This is a genomic window from Geodermatophilus sp. SYSU D01186 (assembly GCF_054050215.1).
The window spans coordinates 59,458-80,879 of sequence record NZ_JBJGYW010000009.1 but is presented as its reverse complement, the minus strand read 5'-3'; the positions used below and the strand labels follow the sequence as shown (position 1 = coordinate 80,879).

Below are 21,422 nucleotides of genomic sequence, written 5' to 3'. Positions count from 1 at the left end.
GTGCGATGGGTGACCTGCCCGACGGCCCTGATCGCGAAGCGGATCCCGATGTCGGACCAGCCCGGTCTGCGGAAGATTTGCAGCGGGTGGACTACGAGCAGACGGTTCAGATAGTGCGGATGCTCACCGACGTCCGTTTCAAGCTTCTTGCACTCGTGCCGACGGTTAGCGCGATCGGTGTCGTGGTGGCGGAAGGGCGTAGCCGGGCGGATGCCATCGGTCTGGCCTTGGTCGGACTGTCGGCGACCGTGGGGATCCTCGTCTACGACCTGCGCAATTCCCAGCTCTACGGGGCCGCGGTACACCGTGCGAAGGTCGTGGAGGAGCGTATCGGCCTGCGCCGCTCCAATCCCGCTGAGAGCGACGTCCCGGGGGGGCTCTTCAGCGAGCGTCCGTACCGCCTTCGCCTGGCAGGAGTCGCTATCTGGCATGACCGCGGGCTCGCGCTCGTGTACGCCGCGGCCACCACCGGCTGGCTCTACGTGCTGTCCGCAGCCGTGCTCCCAGCTGCAGGAGAGGGCTTCGCCTCGGCAGCTCTGAACGAGGACACCGAACAGGACGCATCCCCGTGGGCCTTGGGAGTGGCCATCGCGGGCGGACTTTTGATGTGCTGGCTGATACATGTGTTCGACTACCGCGGCGATAGGCGTAAGCGTCGCGTGGCCTGGTTGATTCGCTCTGCCGAGCGTCCTGAAGTGCCCCACCACGAAGTGCTCGAGCACGCGAACCGACCTCGACTCGCCACTGCAAGCCCAATGAGTCGCTCCGACGACGCAGCATCGACTCTCCGCACTGATGGTGCACGCCGTGGTGAATGTGCGGACAGTGCGGATGCTGAGCTGAGGGACAAGCAGGCACCCGGTCCCTGACCTGCAAAGACCGTAAGGCGCCGCGGCGGCGAGTCGGCGTTCACCACGCCGGGAGCCGACAAGGAGGACTCTTGAGACACCATACGCTCAGGACGGGTCGTCGAACGGGCGTGGTGTGGAAATTTGAGCTGGTGCCGCGGGCGTCTGAGCTGACGGCACTGGGGCACTGGTTCAGAACCCTCGGAAGACGTCTACGTAGGTCTCCACGGTCATGGTGCCGGTCGGCACCAGCAGCCAGTCGGACAGCGACATGGTGGCCTGGCCGCCGGCGGGAATCCCGGCCGGAAGGTAGCCGCCGGCGCCGCCGACGATGCCTCCCTGGCCGTTGCGGAACAGCAGGTGGTACTGGTTCCCACTCTTCACGTCCCAGGCGAGAGTGGAGGTGAAGGTGGCGCTGACCTGAGCGTCGAAGCCGACCCCGCCGCGGATCTGCGTGGTGGCGGTGACCGTCCCGGTCTCCGCCGGGTAGTTGGCCAGATAGGACACACCCGGGTCGGAGATCGTGACCTGCACGTCGGTGACGCCGACGGCGTCGGTGATGCCGCCGCCGACTGCCATCTGACCGGTGGGTAGCCGGTGCACCGTGACCTGCCCGGTACCCAGCGCGAAGCCGGTGGCGTCCACGGCGGTCGCGGACACCTCGATCAGTTCCCAGTCCGTCCCGTCGTTGCCGAGCACCGCGCCCCAGGACACGGTGTCGAACTCGGAGTCGTAGGACCAGCCGGTCTCGGCGATGGTGATCGCCGGGCCCGCCGGAGTGCGCGTGGGGGTGGCCGACGGCGTCGGGCTGGGTGCACTGCTCGACGTTCGGGGCGTCGGTGCGATGTTGCTACTGGTCGGCGCGGCAGCGTCCGATCCAGCCTCTGCGGCGGCGTCGCCGCCGCAGCCAGCCAGCAGGATCGCCCCCGCCCATGCTGCCGTCGCCAAGACCGCCCTGCGCGCCACCCGGCGTCCCCCTCCGCGTTGCTTGTCCGCCCTCAGCGTCAGCTGCCTCAAACGCGCAGGTCAAGCCGCCCACCGACGGCGTCACCCGGCCGAGGTGGCCACCAGGGGAGGAGTTGGGCCTGGCAACCGTTGCGTGTGTCACCGGCCGCTGCGGTGATCCCGATGCCCCCGTTCGAGCGACCCACCTGCGCGATGGCGGTTCGGCGGCGAACCGGTGGCGGATACTGCCGCGGCGGTATCGACATGCGGGAGGACTGAGCGGATGGAGCGGCCGGCAGACGGCACCCCGCACGGAGAGCGCATGTCCGGGCCCGGTAACCCGCCGCCACAGCCGCCCTGGGCTCCACCAGTTGCGCCGTCGGGCTGGGGGCCGCCGCCGGCGCCGGGCTGGGGACCACCGGCAGGCAATCCCGCCGGGCCGCCGGGCTGGGGGCCGCCACCGGCGCCTCCACAGGGACCCCCGCCGGGCTGGGGACCACCGCCGCAGCCGTTCGGAGGTCCGCCGCCGAACCGGCCGCAGTACTCCGTGCTGGGAGTGATTTCCGCCGCCGTGGTACTTCTCCTCCTCGTCAGCGCACTCATCGGCGGCAGGAATTCCCCCGAGGAGTCATCCGACGCGACAGGAACAACCACGGCGCCTTCGGTTGGGGCGGGACCTGCCACCGGGACAGCCGCGCCGACGCCCGAGCCGGCTGGCTTCGGGGACGGCACGTACCTGGTTGGCAGCGACGTTCAGCCGGGTCTGTACCGCTCCGCCGGGGGCTCGTTCTGCATGTGGAAGCGGCTGAGCGCGGTGAGCGGTGACTCCGACGCCGTGCTGGCCTGGGAATGGTCCGACGGGCAGGCCTACGCCGAAGTGCTGGCAACCGACGTGGCGTTCTCCACTGACGGCTGCGGCCGGTGGACAGCAGTGACTGCCGGCGGCCCTGACGTCAGCGACGGTTTCGACGACGGCACGTACCTGGTTGGTAGCGACATTCAGCCGGGTCTGTACCGCTCCGCCGGGGGCTCGTTCTGCATGTGGAAGCGGCTGAGCGCGGTGAGCGGTGACTCCGACGCCGTGCTGGCCTGGGAATGGTCCGACGGGCAGGCCTACGCCGAGGTTCTGCCGACCGACGTGGCGTTCTCCACCGACGACTGCGGGACCTGGAGCCGCAGCGACTGACCCTGTTCGGCGCGGTCTAGGCACAAAAGTGCTATGGGGCGACACGCCCGAGTGCAGGGGAGGGATACAGCAACGGATACAGCAACGCGCTCGGAACGACGGTGAACCGTACCGCACGCCGATGGATATCCGAGGCCGCTGACCTGCGCTGATTCGACTTTGGTGAACCGCAGGGAACCCCTCGGATGTGACTGGGGGTCAAGGGGTCGCAGGTTCAAATCCTGTCAGCCCGACAGGGAAACCGCTGGTCAGAGGCGGGTCGGCCGAGAAGGCTGGCCCGCCTCCTGCATGACTACAGCAACGCGGCCGACAGGGCTGCCACGGTCACCACCGCAGCGCCTGGTCGAGCCACTCGGCCGCCTCCCGCTGCTGCGCCGGGCCCACGTGGCTGTAGATGTCCGCCGTGATGGCGTACGACGAGTGCCCGAAGTGCTCCTGGACGACCTTGGTGTGGGTTCCGGCGGCCAGCAGGAAGCTCGCGGCGGAGTGCCGAAGGGTGTGCAGGGTGACGCCGCGGAGGCCGGCCCGCTCCGCGAGGACCTCGAAGCGCCGCAGGACGTTGCGGGGCTCGAGCGGTGTGCCGATCTCGGTGGTGAACACCAGGCCGTGCTCCTGCCAGACCCCCGCGGCGGCGAGCTGTTCGTCCCGCTGCCGGGTCCGCTGCGTTGGGAGCGCCTCGATCGCCGACCGGGGCAGGGGCACGGTCCGGCGGGATCTGTCGGTCTTGGGCTCGTCGAGCCGTAGCCCGCGGGACGTGCGGACGAGGGTCCAGCGCACCCGCAGCGTCCCGTCGCCGAGGTCGACGTCCGACCAGTGCAGGGCCAGCGCCTCGCCGCGGCGAAGCCCGGTGGCCAGCAGCACCCGGAACAGGTCCTCCAGCCGGTCGCCCCGGATCGTCTCAAGGAGCGCCTGGGACTGCTCCGCGGTCAGGTGGGGCGCATCCCTGCGCTCGACGCGGAGGTGCTTCACGGCCGCCGCCCAGCGGCTGCCCTGTGCCACCAGCGTCACGCGATGACCTCGAGTTCCTCCAGCAGGCGGTAGGGCTCGGGATGCCCGGCCGGGGGAGCGGCGCGAGCTCGACGCCGCGGCGCAGCTGCACCCGTAGGTCGACCGAGGTGTCCTCGGGGATGGTCAGCGCGTCAGCGGTGCTCCGGGCGACGCCGTTCAGCTGCAATGGGGCTCACGACGACGATCCGCGCGGCGGCCAGGCGGGAATGCCAGGTCGCCGACCAGAACCCGACGACCTGCTTCCGCGACGCCTTCTCAGCCCCGCGAGACCTCGCCGTCACCTGAGAGAAGACTGAGTTTGCCGTCGGCCGGGGCGTACAGGGCTGTCATCCGGTCCGCGATCCGCTGCGCCGCGGTGACCAGATCGTCCTTGTACCGCTTGATCATCTCCTCCAGGGACAGCCGCTGCAGGGGCGCTCCGATCGACATCGCACCAATCAAGGTGCCGTCGGCCAGGACGATGGGGGCGGCGATGGAGACTGAGCCGTTGTCGCGCTCCTCGTTGTTGATCCCGAAGCCTCGCTCGGCGGTCTGTTCGAGGTCCTGGAGGAGTTCCTGGGCGTTCTGGATCGTGTGGGGCGTATAGCGATCCAGGGGCAGTGCGCTGACGATCCGGGCCCTCACGTCGGGCGGCAGGCTGGACAGGATCGCCTTGCCTTGAGCGGTTGCGTGCAGGGGACCCCGCGAACCCGGCTGGCCCCACATCTGGAGTCGCTGCCCCGACAGGACGCAGTCGACCGAGAGGAGTTCGAAGCCCTCCAGCACTGAGATGAAGACCGTCTCACCGGTCTTCCGGGCCAGGGCCTGCAGATGGGGGCGGGCCACGGCTCGCAACAGATCGTCCTGGGGTCGCAGCTGGGAGATCCTGGTGATCTCGGGCCCCACCCAGTACAGCTTCGTCAGCGGGTCCTGGACGGCGAACCCCGTCTCCACGAGGTCTCGCAACAACCGGTGCACGGTGGAGGGCGCGAACCCGAGATCGCCCACGAGCTCGGTGAGGCTCACGCCGTTGCGGTAGGCCACCAGCTGCGACAGCACCGCGAACGCCTTTCGTGCGGCGCCCACGTTCTGATCCGTCACGAGCTGCTCCTTAGCGCGGACGTTGTCATGACCCTCCGCCTCCTCCTGGACGCTACCGCGGTTCCCGCTCCGGGACGGGCTGCCGCCCCCGACTGCGGTTGACGTCTTCCATCATGCAGGACTATTTTTCCACCCAACGGGATGGGATGCCTGTTCGGCCGAATCGGGACAGCCACTCGATCGGCCCACCAACGATGAGGGGAGACCCGAGATGACGCAGGACGCACGCGACGGGTTCGGGCTGGCGACGATCGGAGATCACGTCACGTTCAGCAAGACCGTCGGTGAGTCCGACGTCTACCTCTTCGCCGGCATCACGGGGGATCTCAACGCCAACCACGTCAACGAGCAGGTCATGGCGCAGACCAAGTACGGACGGCGGATCGCCCACGGTGTGCTGACCGTTGGGTTCATGTCGACCGCGTCGACGCTCATGATCGACAAGCTCGGTGGGTTGGCCGTTTCCTACGGCTACGACCGCGTGCGCTTCGTCAAGCCGCTGTTCATCGGGGACACGGTCACCGTGCGCTACGAGATCGCCGAACGACTGGACGACCAGCGTCGGACGGTGTCCGCCGTCGAGGCCACCAACCAGGACGGCGAGACGGTCGCGGTTGCCCGGCACATCCTCCACTTCCTGTGACGGCCGTTCCGTCGTCCACGCCGCGCCAGACACGAAGGTGATCCCATGAGTGACGACGTCCTGCCCCTGACCGGGGTGCGCGTCCTGGACCTGACCCAGGTGATGTTCGGTCCCTCCGCCACCCAGGTGCTGGCCGACCACGGCGCAGAGGTCATCAAGATCGAGCGGCCGGAGGTCGGTGACCTCATCCGCGGCATCGACCAGATGGCCAATACCCACGGTGGGGAGAGCGCCTACTTCCTCTGCCTCAACCGGAACAAGCGATCAGTGACCGTCGACCTGAAGAGTCCGGCCGGGCGTGACCTCATCCGCGAACTGGTCGGTCAGGTCGACGTCCTGGTGCACAACTTCCGGCCCGGTGTGGCGGAGCGGCTGGGCCTCGGCTACGAGCAGCTGGCCGCTGAGCACCCGCGCCTCATCCACGCGTCGGGATCGGGCTTCGGTTCCTCCGGGCCGCTGGCCGCCTGGGGCGGGCAGGACATGCTGGCGCAGTCCGTGTCCGGCGTGGCGATGCACGCCCGCGACGAGTCCGGCCGGCCCAGCCTGCATCCGGTCTCCTTCGCGGACTTCACCGCCGGCATGGTGCTCGTCCAGGGCATCCTGCTGGCGCTGCTGCACCGTGAGCGCACGGGCACGGGGCAGCACGTCGAGGTCTCGCTGCTCGACACCATGGTGGCCGCGCAGATGCAGGAGATCACCCAGTGGACGATGCGGCGGTTCGAGCCGAACTTCGCGACCCAGTACCTGGCGGGCGTCTTCCGGGCCGCTGACGGGTGGTTCACCCTGGTCGGCCTCTTCCGTGAGGAACCCCTGCGTTCGGTCTGCACGGCCTTCGGTGCGGAGGACCTCAGTCGCCGACCGGAGTTCGCCACCCCCGACCTCGAACGCGAGAACCGCGCGCTGCTGATGCCGCTGCTCGAGGAGGTCTTCGCTCGGCACACGGTGCAGGACTGCCTGGACCGGCTCAACGCAGCCGACATCCTGTGCGCCCCGGTCTACGACTACGAGGAGCTGCTCGCGCACCCGCAGTTGCGCAACAACGACATGTTCTGGGACCTCGAGACCTCCGACGGGCCGGTGCGCACCGTCGGCACGCCGCTGCACCTGTCGGCGATCCGGCAGCACCCGCGGCAGGCGCCCCCCGCACTCGGCCAGCACACGGACGAGGTGCTGCTGGAACTCGGCATCGACGCCCAGCGTCTGGCCGCGCTCCGCGCGGCAGGTGTGCTCGGCTCCCCCGACCCGACCGGACGGCGGCTCGCACGAGCGACCACCGCCGTCAGCCCGACCCGATAGGAGAGCGACCGTGGCAGAGGCACTGCTGCAGGACGTCGAACTGCGACAGATCACCAACCCGGCCACCGGCGAGCTGCTGGAGGAGTTGCCGGACACGCCCTTGGACGAGGTCGACGCGGCCGTCGACCGTGCGGTCGGTGCCCAGCGGCGCTGGGCCAGGGTGCCGCGGCACGAGCGCGCCGTCCTCATGCACCGGTACGCGGGCCTGGCCCGGCAGCACGCCGACGAGCTGGCGGAGCTGCTGAGCCGGGAGCACGGCAAGCCGCTGCGGCAGTCGTTGGACGAGGTGGAGCTGCACTGCCGGCTCTTCGAGGGTTTCGCTCACCGGATCCTGGCCTTCGAGGAGCGTGCGGTGTTCCTCGACAGCCAGCGGAACCTGGAGCGTGACCTCCAGGTGACCAGGCACGAGCCGCTCGGTGTCGTCGCCGGCATCATCCCGTTCAACTTCCCGATCGAGCTGTACGCGCACAAGGTCGCGCCGAGCATCGCCACCGGGAACGCCGTGGTGATCAAGCCGTCGGAGGAGACGCCGCTGGCCACCCGCCGGGCCGTGGAACTGCTGCATCAGACCGGTGTCCCGGAGGACGTCGTCCAGGTGGTCTACGGCGGTGGCGCGGTCGGCAAGCGGTTGGTGTCGGCTCCGCAGGTGGCTGCGATCTCCTTCACCGGCTCCACCGAGGCCGGCATCGACGTGGCGACCACAGCGGCCAGGACGCTGAAGAGCGTGTTGCTCGAGCTGGGCGGCAACGACGCCATGATCGTGCTGCCGGACGCGGACCTGGACCTCGTCATCGAGCAGGCTGTCTTCGGCCGGACGCTGTCCAACGGGCAGTGCTGCTGCGCCAACAAGCGGCTGATCGTCGACCGCAGCATCCACGACGACGTGGTGGACCGGTTGGTCGACCGATTCGGCGGGCTGGCGGTCGGCGATCCGCTCGCTCCGACGACCCAGCTCGGCCCGCTGATCAAGTCCGGCGCCGCGGCGACGGTGGAGGAGCAGGTGCGCCACACGATCGCGCAGGGGGCGACCCTGGCCGCCGGCGGCGACCGGGACGAGTGCTTCGTCCGGCCGACGCTGCTCACCGACGTCCGGCCGGAGATGGACATCGCCCAGGACATGGAGGTCTTCGGGCCGGTCATCGCGGTCACCGAGGCTGCGTCGGTCAACGAGGCCGTCGGCATCGCCAACGCGACGCGGTACGGCCTGAGCGGTTCGGTGTTCACCCGGGACATCAACCGGGCGATGGAGGTGGCCACCCGCCTGGAGACCGGTCAGGTGGTCATCAACGGGACGGGGCTCTACCGCTCGGACGTGATGGCCTTCGGCGGCTACAAGAGCAGCGGACTGGGGCGGGAGGGCCTCGGCGTCAGCCTCGAGGAGTACCTGCAGACCAAGACCATCACCATGCGCGGCGTCGTCCCCGGGGTGGAGAGTGACTGAGCCGGCCCTGCGGGTCCCCGGCGCGACGGTGAGCACAGCAGAGTTCCTCGCCGAGGCCGGGCGTCGGGTGGAGGAGGCGGTCGCCCTCGGCGCCCCGGAGCGCACTCCGCACTACGTCCACAACTCGGCGTGGGCCCTGTCCGAGGTCGCCACGCCCAGCAGGTGGAAGGGGGAGTTCTACGACCACGGGAACTGGACCGCCGGCTTCTGGGCCGGGATGCTCCTCGAGCTCCACGCGCTCGGCGGCCCGGACCGGACGGAGACCGCCGCGCGCATCGCCGAGGCGGTGCGGGCTCGGGCCGACGACGGCGGGACCCACGACATCGGGTTCCTCTTCCAGCCGTCGGCCTGCCTCCTGCACGCCGTCACCGGGGACCCGCAGTGGCGGGACGACGGGCTGCGGGCCGCGGACACCCTGCTGCGCCGGTACCGGCCGGCCGGTGGGTACCTGCAGGCCTTCGGCGCGCTCGACGACGAGCGGTCCTTCGGCACCAGCACGGTCGACACGATGATGAACCTCCCACTGCTCTGGTGGGCCGCCGAGCAGACCGGGCGCGCGGACTTCCGGGAGGCCGCGATCGACCACGCCGACGCCACCCTGCGTGGCATCGTGCGCCCCGACGGTTCGACCTACCACCTGGTCCGCTACGGCCCGGACGGTGAGGTTCGCTGGCAGGGGACCTACCAGGGCGTGGACGATCGCTCCTGCTGGACCCGCGGTCAGGCCTGGGCGGTCCATGGCTTCCTGAGCGCCGCGCGGGTCACCGGCCTGGACCGCTTCGCGGACGCGGCACGACGCACGCTCGACTTCCTCTGGTCCCGTCTCGAGCCGACCCAGCTCCCGCCGTACGACCTGGTGTCCCCGTCGCCGTACCGCGACTCGTCGGCCGGCGCGATCGTCGCCTCGGCCCTGGCCGAGGCCGGGACCGACCCGACGCTCCGGGAGGCGCTGGGCGTCGAGGAGCGGTTGCCGGTGCTGCTGGAGACCCTCGGCCGGGAGGCGCTGTTCCGGGACGACGTCGGACTGTTGGCCCACGCGGCCTACTCGGTGCCGCACGGCCTCGGGGTCGACGGGGCCCTGCCCTACGGCGACTACTACTACCTGCGTGCCCTTCGGGTGCGGGAGACGGGAATCGTATGACCGCCATCGCCGACGTCCGGCCCGTCCTCCTGGACGGGGAGTGGCTGCCCGCTGACACTGTCGACAGCTTCACCGCGCGCAACCCGCGCACCGGGGAGGAGCTCGGGGCGTACCCGGTCAGCGCTTGGGCCGACCTGGACCGGGCGCTGACCGCCGGGACGCGCGCGTACTGGGCCCTTCAGGAGGCCGGCCCCGAGGCGGTCGCCGGCTTCCTCGACCGGCTGGCTGACCGGTTGGACGCCGACGCGGGACGGTTGTGCGCGGTGGCTGCGGAGGAGACCGGGTTACCGGAGGGGGCACGGCTGCGCGAGGTGGAGCTGCCGCGTACGACCGGGCAGCTCCGTCAGGGCGCCGCCGCTGCTCGCGAGCGCAGCTGGACGGCGCCGATCCTGTCACCGTCCCGCGGGCTGGCCGCGCGTCTGGCGCCGATCCCCGGTGTGGCCGTCGTGCTCGGACCCAACAACTTCCCGTTCGCGTTCAACTCCGTCACCGGCGGGGACGCGGTTGCCGCGCTGGCAACGGGGCACCCGGTGCTGGCGAAGGGCAACCCCGGTCATCCGGAGACGACACGGCTGCTCGCCCAGCACGCTCAGGCCGCCGCGGTGGCTGGCGGCCTGCCGGGCGGGGTGGTGCAACTGGTGTACGCGTGCTCGCACGCGGACGGGCTGCGCCTGGTCGCAGATCCTCGCGTGGCGGCGACCGCGTTCACCGGCAGCAAGCGGGCCGGCCTGGCGCTCAAGGCGGCGGCAGACGCGGCGGGTAAGCCCATCTACCTGGAGATGTCCAGCATCAACCCGGTGGTGGTGCTGCCGGACGCATGGGCACGAAGGTCCGCAGGACTTGCCGAGGAGATCGCGACCAGCGTCCTGCAGGGGGGTGGTCAGTTCTGCACCAACCCCGGCCTGTTGCTGGCCGTGGGAGAGGCGACGTTCACCGGCCTGCGCGAGGCACTGCGCGACCGGTTCCTGGCCGCGCCCGCGGCCACGCTGCTGGGGACGTCGGTTGCTGAACACCTCGACGCGGCCCACGCCCGGCTGGGTGAGGCGGGTGCGGTCCTGGCGGCCAGGGGGGCCGGCGGGGAAGGGGGGTGTTCCCGGCCGAGCACGTTGTTCACCGTCGACGCGGGCGACTTCGTGGCGGAGTCGGCGCGACTCGGCGAGGAGGCGTTCGGCAACAGCACCCTGCTGGTCCGCTGCGCCGACGTCGTGGAGGCCGAGCGGTGCCTGGAGGCCCTGACCGGGCAACTCACCGGGACCATCTACGTCGAGGACTCGGCGGAGGACCTCGCCGCCTACGGCGTTCTGGAGCCCGTGCTGCGGGAACGCGTCGGGCGGCTGTTGAACAACAAGGCACCCACCGGGGTCGCGGTGGATCCGGCCATGAACCACGGGGGTCCGTTCCCGGCGGGAGGCCATCCCGGGTGGACGGCGGTCGGCATCCCGTCGAGCCTGCGGCGGTTCGCGATGCTGCAGTCCTACGACAACGTGCCTGACTCGCGTCTCCCGCTGGAGTTGCAGGGAGCCAACCCGCTGGGTCTCCAGCGGTGTGTGGATGGCCGGTGGACCACCGAAGCGATCGTCTGGTGAGCCTGCCTGCGTCGCTGGAGGCACCGGAGGCCGTCCTCGTTCCTGACGGTGCGCGTCGCGACGGGGCCTACGTCGCGCGCCTGCACCTGCCCGCGGGCCTCCGGCCCCAGGGAGTGTCCGGTCCGTCGGTGGTGGTGGTCCGGGGTGAGGAGCTGCTGCTGCTCCCGGACGTGGCCACGATGTCCGACCTGCTCGACCAGCCGGACGTCCTGGACATCGTCTCGACTCCCGGGCTGCGGTGTGTGGGCACGGTGGACGACGCCCTGAGGAACAGCCATCACACCCGGCGGGCGCCCGACCAGCCGTACTTCCTGGCCCCTACGGACCTCCAGGTCTTGAAGGCCTGCGGCGTCACCTTCCCCGCCAGCATGCTCGAGCGGGTGGTCGAGGAGCGCGTCGCCGGTGACCCCGGTGCCGCGGCGGCACTGCGGCGGAGCCTGGGGGACCTCGTGGGCGCGAACCTCGCCGCGGTGGTTCCGGGCAGTCCCCAGGCGGCCGAGGTCAAACGGGCTCTCGTCGCGCACGGGATGTGGTCGCAGTACCTGGAAGTGGGCATCGGCCCGCATGCCGAGGTCTTCACCAAGGCGCCGGTCCTCTCCGCGGTGGGGACCGGCGCGAGGGTCGGCGTCCGCGCCGAGTCCGAGTGGAACAACCCGGAACCGGAGGTCGTGCTCCTGGTCGATCAGGCCAACCGCCTGGTCGGCGCCACGCTCGGGAACGACGTGAACCTGCGGGACTTCGAGGGCCGCAGCGCCCTGCTGCTCGGCGAGGCGAAGGACAACAACGCCAGCTGCAGTGTGGGGCCCTGGATCCGGCTCTTCGACGCCGGCTTCACCCTGGAGCGGCTGCTGTCGACGGACGTGCGCGTCGAGATCCGGGGCACTGACGGCTTCTCGCTCGACCAGAGCTACCCGCTCAGCGCGCTCGCGCGTGACCCGTATGACCTCGTGCAGCAGGTGGGCGGGCGCACGCACCAGTACCCGGACGGCTATGCCCTCTTCCTGGGGACCGGGTTCGCCCCGACCGACGACCGGTCCGGCCCGGGGGAGGGGTTCACCCACCGGGTCGGTGACCTGGTGCGGATCAGCAACCCGTTGCTGGGTGCACTGGTCAACTGGGTCGGGCACAGCGAGGAGCTGCCGCCGTGGACCGCGGGCATCCGCTCGCTCTGGCGGAGTCTCGGAGCGCTTCCGCCCGTGTGACCGCACCACTCCAAGGGCCCTCTCGTCGTGACGTCGAGGGGGCCCTTGGCATGCTCTGGCCGCTGCCGACGGCCGCCCTCCGGGAGCGGGTCGGCCCCTCCTGGAGGACCCCGACACCCTCCTGTGACGTGTGTCGCTGTGACCGTTGACACGCCCGGAAGCGTCCCTTAGCGTCATTCCGCGAGACGGGCTGATTATTCCACGATACGGAAAGAGGCGGTCGGTGGTGCTTGGAGGGAACGGTGGGGACGTCGCAGTCACCGTGTCCGGCGCGGTGGCGACGCTCGAGCTGACCCGCCCGGACCGCCTGAACGCCATCCGCCGGCAGACGCTGGAGGAGCTTGCCGCAGCGCTCACCGAGATCGAACGCGCACCTGAGGTCGGTGTGGTGATCGTCACCGGAGCCGGCCGGGCCTTCTGCGCCGGGGCGGACATCGGCGAGATCGACGGCCAGGACCAGGCGGCGGGCGACGCCTTCACCCGGGAGGGGCAGGAGGTGTTCGACCGTCTGGCAGCCAGCCCGGTCGTCTCGATCGCGGCCGTCCACGGGTACGCGCTCGGTGGCGGGCTGGAGCTGGCCATGGCCTGCGATCGGCGCATCGCCGCCTCGTCGGCTCAGGTGGGGCAGCCCGAGGCCGCTCTCGGTCACCTGCCCGCCTGGGGCGGCACCCAGCGCCTGCCCCGGCTCGTCGGCCGGGCTGCGGCCCTCCGGATGATGATCACGGGCCGTCGCGTGCCGGCCGCCGAGGCGCTCCAGCTCGGACTCGTGGACGAGGTGGTCGCCGACGGCCGGCTGACCGAGGTGGTCCAGGAACGTGCCGCCGAACTGGCCGCCCCCGCCGCCGCCGTCGTCCGCGCCATCAAGGCAGCCGTGGACGCGGGCCAGCGCGCCGGGCTGTCGGCTGGTCTCCACGCCGAGCGTCTCGGCATGTCGCTGTGCCGGGGCCTGCCCGAGAGCAACCGCCGGCGTTCCGAGTTCCTCACCCACAACCAGGCCTGACGGGAGTGACCGTGACCGGTGACCAGGGGGCGGCGACGCCACCGCTGCTGGAGATGGACGGGGTCAGCAAGTCCTACCCCGGGGTGTGCGCCCTCGACGGGGTGTCCATGACGGTACGAGCAGGGGAGGTGCTCGCCCTCGTCGGAGAGAACGGCGCAGGCAAGTCCACCCTGATCAAGGTCCTCTCTGGGGCGGTGCACGCCGACAGTGGCTCGATCAAGATCGACGGCGAGCACATCGACATCTCGGCCCCGCTGGACGCGGCCGGTCACGGCATCGCCACCGTGTACCAGGAGTTCAGCCTCTTCCCCGCGCTGAGCGTGGCGGAGAACCTGTTCTTCAACGACATCGCGGTGAGCAGCCGGCCGGTCCGGTGGGGACGGCTGCACCGGGAGGCCCGTGAGGTGCTCGGCCGGTTGGGCGTGGACCTCGATCCGCGTCGGCTGGTGCGCGACCTGACCATCGCCGAGCAGCAGATGCTCGAGATCGCCAAGGCGCTGCACGGGCAGGCACGGATCGTCGTTCTCGACGAGCCCACGGCCGTCCTCGGCGGGTCGGACGTCGACCGGCTGCTCGACCTCATCCGCTCACTGCGGGCCCGCGGGGTCGGCGTCATCTTCATCTCGCACCGCCTCGACGAGATCTTCGGCGTCGCCGACAGCTACCTGGTCCTCAAGGACGGCAAGCGCACCGCCGCGGGTCCGGTCAGCGACACCAACCCCGACGAGCTGGTCGGCAAGATGGTCGGCCGGGCCATCGCCGAGCGGGAGGAACTGGCCGGAGCCCAGGCGCACGTGGCCGGCGACGAACTGCTGCGGGTGGAGGGGCTGACCCGAGCCGGCGTCTTCGAGGACATCAGCTTCAGTGTCCGCGCCGGGGAGGTGGTCGGCATGGCCGGCCTCCGGGGCGCTGGACGCACCGAGGTGGCTCGGGCCGTGTTCGGGATGGACACGGTGGACGCCGGCCGGGTGTGGGTGGCCGGCCGGCCGCTGGCCCTGGGCCAGCCACACCGGGCCATCGCCGCCGGGTTGGGTTTCGTCACCGAGGACCGTAAGGCCGAGGGGCTCCTGATGAACCTGTCGGTGGCCAAGAACATGACGATGGTGGACGTCGCCACGGGACGCCGGCGCTGGGTCCCGCAGCGGGCGGAGCGCCTGACCGCACAGCAGCTGGTGGCCGACCTGCGGGTCCGGGTCGCCGATGTCTCCACCCTCGTCGGGACGCTGTCCGGCGGCAACCAGCAGAAGGTCGTCATCGCCAAGTGGCTGAAGGCCGGCGTGCGAGTCCTGCTGCTCGACGAGCCGACCCGGGGCATCGACGTCGGCGCCAAGGGTGAGATCTACAAGCTCATCCGCCGGCTGTGCGACGAGGGGCTCGGCGTGCTCCTCATCAGTTCCGAACTGCCCGAGGTCCTGCTCACCGCCGACCGCGTCCTCGTCATGCAGCGCGGTCGCATCAGCGCCGAGATCGACCGGCAGCACGCCACCGAAGAGAAGATCGCCCGTCACATGGTCAGCGAGGTTGCGGCATGAGTACTCAGATCACCCCTCTGGGCAATTCCGCGGATGCGGGAACCGGGTCTGCGGCACCCGCGGGCGCCGGTGAGAACGGCCCGGCCGAGAACCGGCGGGGGCCGCTCGCCGCGGTCGCCAAGGCGCTGTTGGGCGGCGGGACGCCGCTGGCGGTGATCGCCGTCCTCCTGGTGGCGACCTACCTCATCTCGCCGAACTTCTTCGGGCTGGACAACCTGATCAACGTGTCCCGCCAGGCCGCCATCGTCGGCGTCGTCGCCGTCGGCATGACCTTCGTGATCCTCAGCGGGGGCATCGACCTGTCCGTCGGCTCCGTGCTCGCCGTCGTCGGCGTGGCCAGCGCCATGCTGGTGGGCGACGGCGTCAACCCGCTGTTGGTCCTGCTCCTCGGGCTGCTGATCGGGCTGGTCTTCGGCGTGCTCAACGGGCTGGGGGTGACCTTCCTCGGGATCCAGCCGTTCATCATGACGCTGGCCATGCTGGTGATCGCCCGCGGTGTGGCCCTGCGCATCTCCGAAGGAGGGCCGCAGGCGTTCCAGACCGACAGCGGCCTGTGGGCCTTCTTCGGCAGCGCCAAGCTGGGCCCGGTGCCCGGCCCGCTGATCATCTTCCTCGTCGTCGCGATCCTGGCGTGGGTGGTCCTGCGGTACACCCCCTTCGGTCGCAAGGTCTACGCCGTCGGCGGCAACATCGAGGTCGCCCGGCTCTCCGGCGTCCGCGTCAACCGGATCCGGATCGCGGTGTACGCGATCAGCGGGCTGACCGCCGCGCTCGCCGGCCTGATGATCACCGCCCGGCTCAGCGTCGGCGCACCGACGGCCGGCTCGCTGATGGAGCTGGAGGCCATCGCCGCCGTAGTCATCGGCGGCACCAGCCTCATGGGCGGCATCGGTGGTGTCGCCGGGGCCGTGCTGGGTGCCTTCCTCCTGGCGGTCCTCGCCAACCTGCTGAACCTGCTCGGCGTCGGCGCCTTCGACCAGCAGATCGTCCGCGGTCTGATCATCATCGCCGCGGTGGTGATCACCTCCACCACCCTGCGGATGCGGCGCAAGCGCGCCAGCTCCAGCTGACCGTTCGCCCGGGACCGCCACCGCGGCCCCGGACCCGGCTCCGAACTCGCTCCCGGACACACGGAGCGGACCCGTCGCACCACTGGCGCGGCACCACCCCCGCGGCCTGTTCGGCCGCCCCACCGCACTTCCCCACCACACCCCCCGGGACCTGGAGGAACAGATGCGCAACGTCCGGAACCAGAGACTGACCCTCGCTGCAGCGGCGGCTGCCGCGCTGCTGACCACGGCTGCCTGCGGCAGCGGTGGGCCCAGCGCCTCGGGCGGCGAGGGCACCACCGGCAGCGGCGAGCCCCAGCCGATCGAGTGGAGCAACGCCTGCGGTGAGGAGTGCCAGGAGGCCCTGACGCTCGAGGGCGACCCGGCCGACGTCGACTGCACGGTCGGGATCTCGCAGAACAGCCTCAAGCACCCCTACGGCGTCGCCCAGAAGGCCGCGCTCGAGGACGCCGCCAGCCGCAACTTCCCGAACATGACGGTGTTCTCCACCGACGGGCAGGGCGACGCGATCACCCAGTCCTCGCAGGTGAGGGACCTGATCACCCGCGGTATCGACGTCCTGGTCATCACGCCGCTGGAGCAGGACGCCCTCGTGCCGGTGATCAAGGAGGCCCAGGAGGCCGGCATCAAGGTCGTCACACACGACCGCTCGGTCAACACGGACGTCACCGTGCACATCGCCGCCAACAGCGTCCAGGCCGGCGAGACCGCGGGGCAGTACATCGTCGACCAGTTGGGGGCCGAGGGCGGCCGGATCGTCGAGATCACCGGGACGCTGGGCGCGAGCGCCACCAACGAGCGGCACGAGGGGTTCGACAACGTCGTCTCGCAGCACCCCAACGTGGAGGTGGTCGCCAGCCAGACGGCGGACTTCCAGCGTGACCAGGGCCTCGCCGTCATGCAGGACTTCCTGCAGCGCTTCGGCCCGGGGGAGATCGACGCCGTCTACAGCCACAACGACGAGATGTCGCTCGGCGCGCTCCAGGCCATCGAGGAGGCCGGGCGCAGCGACGAGATGTTCGTCGTGGGGTTCGACGGCGCGGAGAACGCGTTCGAGGCCATCGAGGCCGGCGACTACGCGGCCAGCGTCGTCTACCCGCTCGACGCCCCCGAGGCCATCGCCGCCGCCGCGAAGGCCTGCCTCGGCGAGGAGATGCCCGAGACGGTCCTCCTGGAGGGGCCGCTCGTCACGCAGGAGAACATCGCCGACTTCGTCGGCACCGGCTTCTGAGCCCGATCAACCCGTTTCGCACCACAAAGAGGAGTGCACCCATGAAGGTCAACGGAGCAGTCATCCACGCCATTGGCGAGAAGTGGTCGGTGGAGGAGCTCGAGCTCGAGGAGCCCCGCGCCAACGAGGTACTGGTGAAGGTCATGGCCTCCGGGCTGTGCCACTCGGACGACCACCTGGTCACCGGCGACCTTGCTCAGCCGCTGCCTCTCGTCGGCGGGCACGAGGGGGCCGGCGTGGTGGTCGCGGTCGGCGAGGGGGTGACTCGGGTCAAGCCGGGTGACCACATCGCCACCGCGTACATCCCCGGTTGCGGCGTCTGCGACTGGTGCGCCCAGGGCATGCAGTTCATCTGCGACAACGGCCTGGACATGTTCAAGGGCTTCATGCTCGACGACACCCCGCGCTTCCACCTCTCCGATGGTCGGGGGATCGGCGCGATGCAGCGGCTGGGCACCTTCGCCAACTACCTGGTGGCGCCCGAGCAGGAGTGCATCAAGATCGATCCCGACATCCCGTTCGAGCACGCCTGCCTCGTCGCCTGCGGCGTCACCACCGGCTGGGGGTCGGCCGTGTACGCCGGCGGCACCCGCCCCGGGGACGTCGTGGTCGTCCTCGGTACCGGCGGAGTCGGGATGAACGCCATCCAGGGGGCGTCGAACGCAGGGGCACGGATGGTGGTCGCCGTCGACCCGGTCCCGATGAAGCGCGAGCTGGCCCGCCAGCTCGGCGCGACCGACGCCTTCGCGTCCATCGACGAGGCGATGCCGGCCATCCACGCGGCCACCAACGGTCAGGGCGCGGACGTGTCGATCGTGACCATCGGCCGACTGGAGCCCGAGGACATCGCCGCCGGTTTCCGGGCGATCCGCAAGATGGGCACCTGCGTGGTGACCGCGATCGGTCAGAACGAGGGTCCGATCCCGATCGACCCGCTGGAGCTGACCATCTTCGCGAAGCAGCTGCGCGGAGGGCTCTTCGGCAACGCCAACCCCACCCGCGACATCCCGCGCCTGCTCACCTACTACAAGGCCGGGAAGCTCAAGCTCGAGGAACTGGTGACCAACACCTACCGGCTCCCGGAGATCAACCAGGCCTACGACGACCTGCGTGAGGGACGCAACATCCGCGGCGTCCTCGTCCACGAGCACTGAGGGCAAGGGCGGTAAGGCCATGTACCAGACAGCTGCGCCCGCCACCGGCGAGCGGACGCCGGGGGCCGCTCCGGCAGCCGGATCGGGACAGCCGGGGGCCGGCCTGCTGGCCGGGGTCCGTGTCCTGTCCTTCTGCCACTGGCTGCAGGGCCCCGCCGCCTGCCAGTACCTCGCCGACCTCGGCGCGGATGTGATCAAGGTGGAGCCGCTCGAGGGCGCGGCCGAGCGCCGGGTGCTCGGTCCCGGCCGCGGCCCGGACGGCGCCAGTTCGCTGTTCGTCTCTGCGAACCGGAACCAGCGCAGCATCGCGCTGGACCTCAAGTCACCGCAGGGGCGCCAGGTGGTGCTGGACCTGCTCGAGACGCACGACATCGTCATCGAGAACTTCCGTCCCGGGGTGATGGCCCGCCTGGGGCTGTCCTACGAGGAGCTCGCAGCCACCCGGCCCGGTCTGATCTACGCCTCGGCCACCGGCTACGGATCCTCCGGCCCGATGGCCGAGCGGCCTGGCCAGGACCTGCTCGTCCAGGCGCTCACCGGCTTGGCCGCGGCCTCGGGCGGCGCCCCGACCTCGGCCGGGGCCGCGGTAGCCGATCAGCACGGCGCGGCGCTGCTGGCGATGGGGGTACTGGCCTCCGTCATCCGGCGGGCCACCAGCGGCGTCGGCTGCCGGGTGGAGGCGAGCCTCCTCAACGCCGGGGTGGACCTCCAGATGGAGGCGTTCACCTTCTACCTCAACCGGGCCCGGGACCGGTCGTGGTCGGAGCAGTTGGGCCGCCACGACCGGCTCGCGACCTGGTACCACCCCGCGCCCTACGGCGTCTACGGGACCAAGGACGCGCACGTGGCGGTCTCGCTGGTGGCCCTCCCGACCCTGGTCCAGGCGTTCCCCGAGCTCAGCGACATCGGTGCACTCGATCCGGTCGCGGACAGGGACGAGGTGGCCGAGGCGCTGGCCGCGGCGCTGGCGACCCGCAGCCTCGAGGAGGTGGGGGAGGCCTTCACCGAGGCCGGTGTGTGGTTCGCACCGGTGCTGTCCTACGCGGACGTCGAGCAGCACCCGCAGATCCTGCACAACCAGCTCATCCAGGAGGTGGGTGACGACAGCTGGTGCGGTCGGGTGGTGAGCCACCCCGTCCGCTACGACGGTCACGTCCCACCGGTCGTCATCTCGCCGCCTCACCTGGGCGCGCACAGTGTGGAGGTGCTGCGCGAACTCGGCTACGCCGAGGAGCGCATCCAGGGCCTGCTCGACCAGGGCGCCGTTCGCGCGCAGGGCTGAGACGCGCTGTCCCGCCCAGTGGCGGCGGGCTGCCGCCTCGGCTCGCCCGACCCGCGCGCGGGCCGGGCGACAGACATCCAGAACAGGAGACAGGGGAGTCACATGTCCGTGCACGGCGCGGTTCTGCATGAAGTGGGCGGGAAGTTCCAGGTCGAGGAGCTGCGACTGGACGAACCGCGGGCCGGCGAGGTGCGGGTCCGGGTCGTGGCGTCGGGGATGTGCCACTCCGACGAGCACCTCCGGACCGGGGACACCAAGCAGCCGCTTCCGCTGGTCATGGGACACGAGGGAGCCGGCATCGTCGAGGCGGTGGGCCCGGGGGTCACTCGGGTGAAGCCCGGTGACCACATGGTGACGGCCTTCATCCCCGGCTGCGGCAAGTGCGTGTGGTGCGCGCGGGGGATGCAGTTCGTCTGCGACAACGGCAACGGCATGGCCGAAGGGCTCCTGCTCGACGGGACCGCTCGTTTCCACCTGACCGATGGCCGCGGGATCGGCGCGATGCAGCGACTGGGCACCTTCGCCAACCACCTCGTCACCAACGAGGAGCAGTGCATCCGCATCGACGAGGACATCCCGCTCGAGACGGCCTGCCTGGTCGCGTGCGGCGTGGCCACGGGCTGGGGCTCGTCGGTCAACGCGGCGGCGGTGGAGGCCGGCGAGGTCGTCATGATCGTCGGCACCGGTGGCGTCGGGATGAACGCCGTCCAGGGCGCGGCGATGGCGGGCGCCGAGCACGTCATCGCCGTGGACCCGGTCGCCTTCAAGCGGGAGACCGCCGAGCGGCTGGGGGCGACGGCGTCGTTCGCGAGCATCGCCGACGCGATGCCGCACGTGCTCGACCTCACCAATGGTCAGGGCGCGGACAAGGTCGTCGTCACGGTCGGTCGCATCGACGGTGGCCTCGTGGGCGAGGCCGTCCGAGCCACCCGCAAGATGGGCACCTGCGTGCTCACTGCGGTCGGGCAGTGGGACGCGGGGATCGACCTGTCGCCCTGGGACGTGACCATCTTCGCCCGCACGGTGAAGGGGTCTCTGTTCGGCAACTGCAACCCCACCCGCGACATCCCTCGGCTCCTGCGCTACTACCGCAGCGGCCGGCTGCGCCTCGACGAGCTGGTGACCCGCACCTACCGCGTTGACGAGGTCAACGAGGGCTACCAGGACATGTACGACGGCAAGAACATCCGGGGCGTCGTCCTGCACGAGCACTGACACCCCGGGCAGCCACGCGCTGGCTCGAACGAACCAACTGGTGTCGGGGTGTGCCGACGCTCAGGCACCAGTTGTGAGGCCTGATCCCGGGCGCGGAGGACATCGACTCCGCGCCCGGGATCGTTGGGCTGCACACGGGAGGACGTCGACTGTGTGACCGGCGGGTGCGGTCGGCTTGGGGTTCGTCGAACCGCCTGTGCCCGGCGGCGGCTGGCGCGCCAACGGATGAGTTCCCCGAGGGCACCACGCCGGAAAGCCCACAGGCTTGGTGGCCTCGAGCAAGTTGATGCCGGCCGGCGCGCCCCCGGGTGTCCGCCCGCTGGCGATCGAGCAACGGCCCGTGGCCCACGCCCGAGCTCCAGGTCTCAGGCATCGCCGCCACGGACGAGTCGACCCGACGGTGCGCGGGATCCGGCCGACTCGGGCAATCGCACGGCCGGACACGTCGTTTCCATCTCGTCAGCAGCTAGCTCGGGCCGCCGGGCTGGACGAGCCGCGATCGGCCCGGTCGGCCTCGGGCGCCGCAGACGCCGTTCGGTAACCGGCTGCCCCCTGGTTCTGC

General features: G+C 70.8%; 18 protein-coding genes. 15 read left to right on the top strand and 3 right to left on the bottom strand.

Annotation, left to right across the window (positions count from 1 at the left end; genetic code table 11):
• Positions 1-5: 5 nt before the first annotated feature.
• Entirely contained in the window at positions 6-869 is an 864-nt protein-coding gene (locus ACI784_RS09105) for a hypothetical protein (RefSeq protein WP_457013220.1), read from the top strand.
• Between the two features lie 171 nt (positions 870-1,040).
• Here the strand turns inward: ACI784_RS09105 and ACI784_RS09100 are convergent, their stop codons facing one another.
• Entirely contained in the window at positions 1,041-1,796 is a 756-nt protein-coding gene (locus tag ACI784_RS09100; RefSeq protein ID WP_457013219.1) for a hypothetical protein, read from the bottom strand.
• Positions 1,797-2,340: 544 nt separating this feature from the next.
• On the opposite strand from ACI784_RS09100, the gene ACI784_RS09095 reads away from it, so the two are divergent.
• Positions 2,341-2,979 (top strand): hypothetical protein, encoded by a 639-nt coding sequence (locus ACI784_RS09095; protein ID WP_457013218.1) that lies wholly within the window; start codon positions 2,341-2,343, stop codon positions 2,977-2,979.
• 324 nt (positions 2,980-3,303) lie between these two features.
• Here ACI784_RS09095 and ACI784_RS09090 read toward each other — a convergent pair whose 3' ends face one another.
• Together ACI784_RS09090 and ACI784_RS09085 are read right to left on the bottom strand one after the other, a co-directional pair.
• Positions 3,304-3,987: a site-specific integrase gene (locus ACI784_RS09090; protein WP_457013217.1), complete on the bottom strand. Its 684-nt coding sequence runs from the start codon at positions 3,985-3,987 to the stop codon at positions 3,304-3,306.
• Between the two features lie 255 nt (positions 3,988-4,242).
• A complete protein-coding gene (locus ACI784_RS09085; protein WP_457013216.1) occupies positions 4,243-5,067 on the bottom strand; it encodes an IclR family transcriptional regulator in 825 nt (274 codons plus the stop codon).
• Between the two features lie 211 nt (positions 5,068-5,278).
• Here ACI784_RS09085 and ACI784_RS09080 point away from each other — a divergent pair, with 211 nt between their 5' ends.
• The 13 genes from ACI784_RS09080 to ACI784_RS09020 all read left to right on the top strand — a co-directional run bounded on the left by ACI784_RS09080 (position 5,279) and on the right by ACI784_RS09020 (position 20,860).
• Positions 5,279-5,710: a MaoC family dehydratase gene (locus tag ACI784_RS09080; RefSeq protein ID WP_457013215.1), complete on the top strand. Its 432-nt coding sequence runs from the start codon at positions 5,279-5,281 to the stop codon at positions 5,708-5,710.
• 45 nt (positions 5,711-5,755) lie between these two features.
• Positions 5,756-7,006, top strand: a complete 1,251-nt coding sequence (locus ACI784_RS09075; RefSeq protein WP_457013214.1) for a CaiB/BaiF CoA transferase family protein — start codon at positions 5,756-5,758, stop codon at positions 7,004-7,006.
• A gap of 10 nt (positions 7,007-7,016) precedes the next feature.
• Positions 7,017-8,447, top strand: a complete 1,431-nt coding sequence (locus ACI784_RS09070; protein ID WP_457013213.1) for an aldehyde dehydrogenase family protein — start codon at positions 7,017-7,019, stop codon at positions 8,445-8,447.
• Positions 8,440-9,588, top strand: coding sequence for a glycoside hydrolase family 88 protein (locus tag ACI784_RS09065; protein ID WP_457013212.1), 1,149 nt, complete (start codon positions 8,440-8,442; stop codon positions 9,586-9,588). Before ACI784_RS09070 ends, ACI784_RS09065 begins: the two co-directional genes overlap by 8 nt.
• On the top strand, positions 9,585-11,174 hold the full coding sequence (locus tag ACI784_RS09060; protein WP_457013211.1) for an aldehyde dehydrogenase family protein: 1,590 nt from the start codon (positions 9,585-9,587) through the stop codon (positions 11,172-11,174). Before ACI784_RS09065 ends, ACI784_RS09060 begins: the two co-directional genes overlap by 4 nt.
• The gene (locus ACI784_RS09055) at positions 11,171-12,376 is read left to right on the top strand and encodes a fumarylacetoacetate hydrolase family protein (RefSeq protein WP_457013210.1); all 1,206 of its coding nucleotides are present in this window, start codon (positions 11,171-11,173) and stop codon (positions 12,374-12,376) included. Before ACI784_RS09060 ends, ACI784_RS09055 begins: the two co-directional genes overlap by 4 nt.
• Before the next feature lie 274 nt (positions 12,377-12,650).
• On the top strand, positions 12,651-13,376 hold the full coding sequence (locus ACI784_RS09050) for an enoyl-CoA hydratase/isomerase family protein (protein WP_457013209.1): 726 nt from the start codon (positions 12,651-12,653) through the stop codon (positions 13,374-13,376).
• An 11-nt stretch (positions 13,377-13,387) separates the two neighbouring features.
• The gene (locus ACI784_RS09045; protein ID WP_457013208.1) at positions 13,388-14,908 is read left to right on the top strand and encodes a sugar ABC transporter ATP-binding protein; all 1,521 of its coding nucleotides are present in this window, start codon (positions 13,388-13,390) and stop codon (positions 14,906-14,908) included.
• Positions 14,905-15,978 carry an ABC transporter permease gene (locus ACI784_RS09040; protein WP_457013207.1) on the top strand — a complete coding sequence of 358 codons (1,074 nt, stop codon included), beginning with the start codon at positions 14,905-14,907 and terminating at the stop codon, positions 15,976-15,978. Before ACI784_RS09045 ends, ACI784_RS09040 begins: the two co-directional genes overlap by 4 nt.
• A gap of 163 nt (positions 15,979-16,141) precedes the next feature.
• Positions 16,142-17,209, top strand: coding sequence for a substrate-binding domain-containing protein (locus ACI784_RS09035; RefSeq protein WP_457013206.1), 1,068 nt, complete (start codon positions 16,142-16,144; stop codon positions 17,207-17,209).
• Positions 17,210-17,250: 41 nt separating this feature from the next.
• Positions 17,251-18,363 carry an NDMA-dependent alcohol dehydrogenase gene (locus ACI784_RS09030; RefSeq protein ID WP_457013205.1) on the top strand — a complete coding sequence of 371 codons (1,113 nt, stop codon included), beginning with the start codon at positions 17,251-17,253 and terminating at the stop codon, positions 18,361-18,363.
• Between the two features lie 19 nt (positions 18,364-18,382).
• Positions 18,383-19,645, top strand: a complete 1,263-nt coding sequence (locus ACI784_RS09025) for a CaiB/BaiF CoA transferase family protein (RefSeq protein WP_457013204.1) — start codon at positions 18,383-18,385, stop codon at positions 19,643-19,645.
• 102 nt (positions 19,646-19,747) lie between these two features.
• Positions 19,748-20,860, top strand: coding sequence for an NDMA-dependent alcohol dehydrogenase (locus tag ACI784_RS09020; protein WP_457013203.1), 1,113 nt, complete (start codon positions 19,748-19,750; stop codon positions 20,858-20,860).
• The last annotated feature ends 562 nt before the right edge of the window (positions 20,861-21,422 follow it).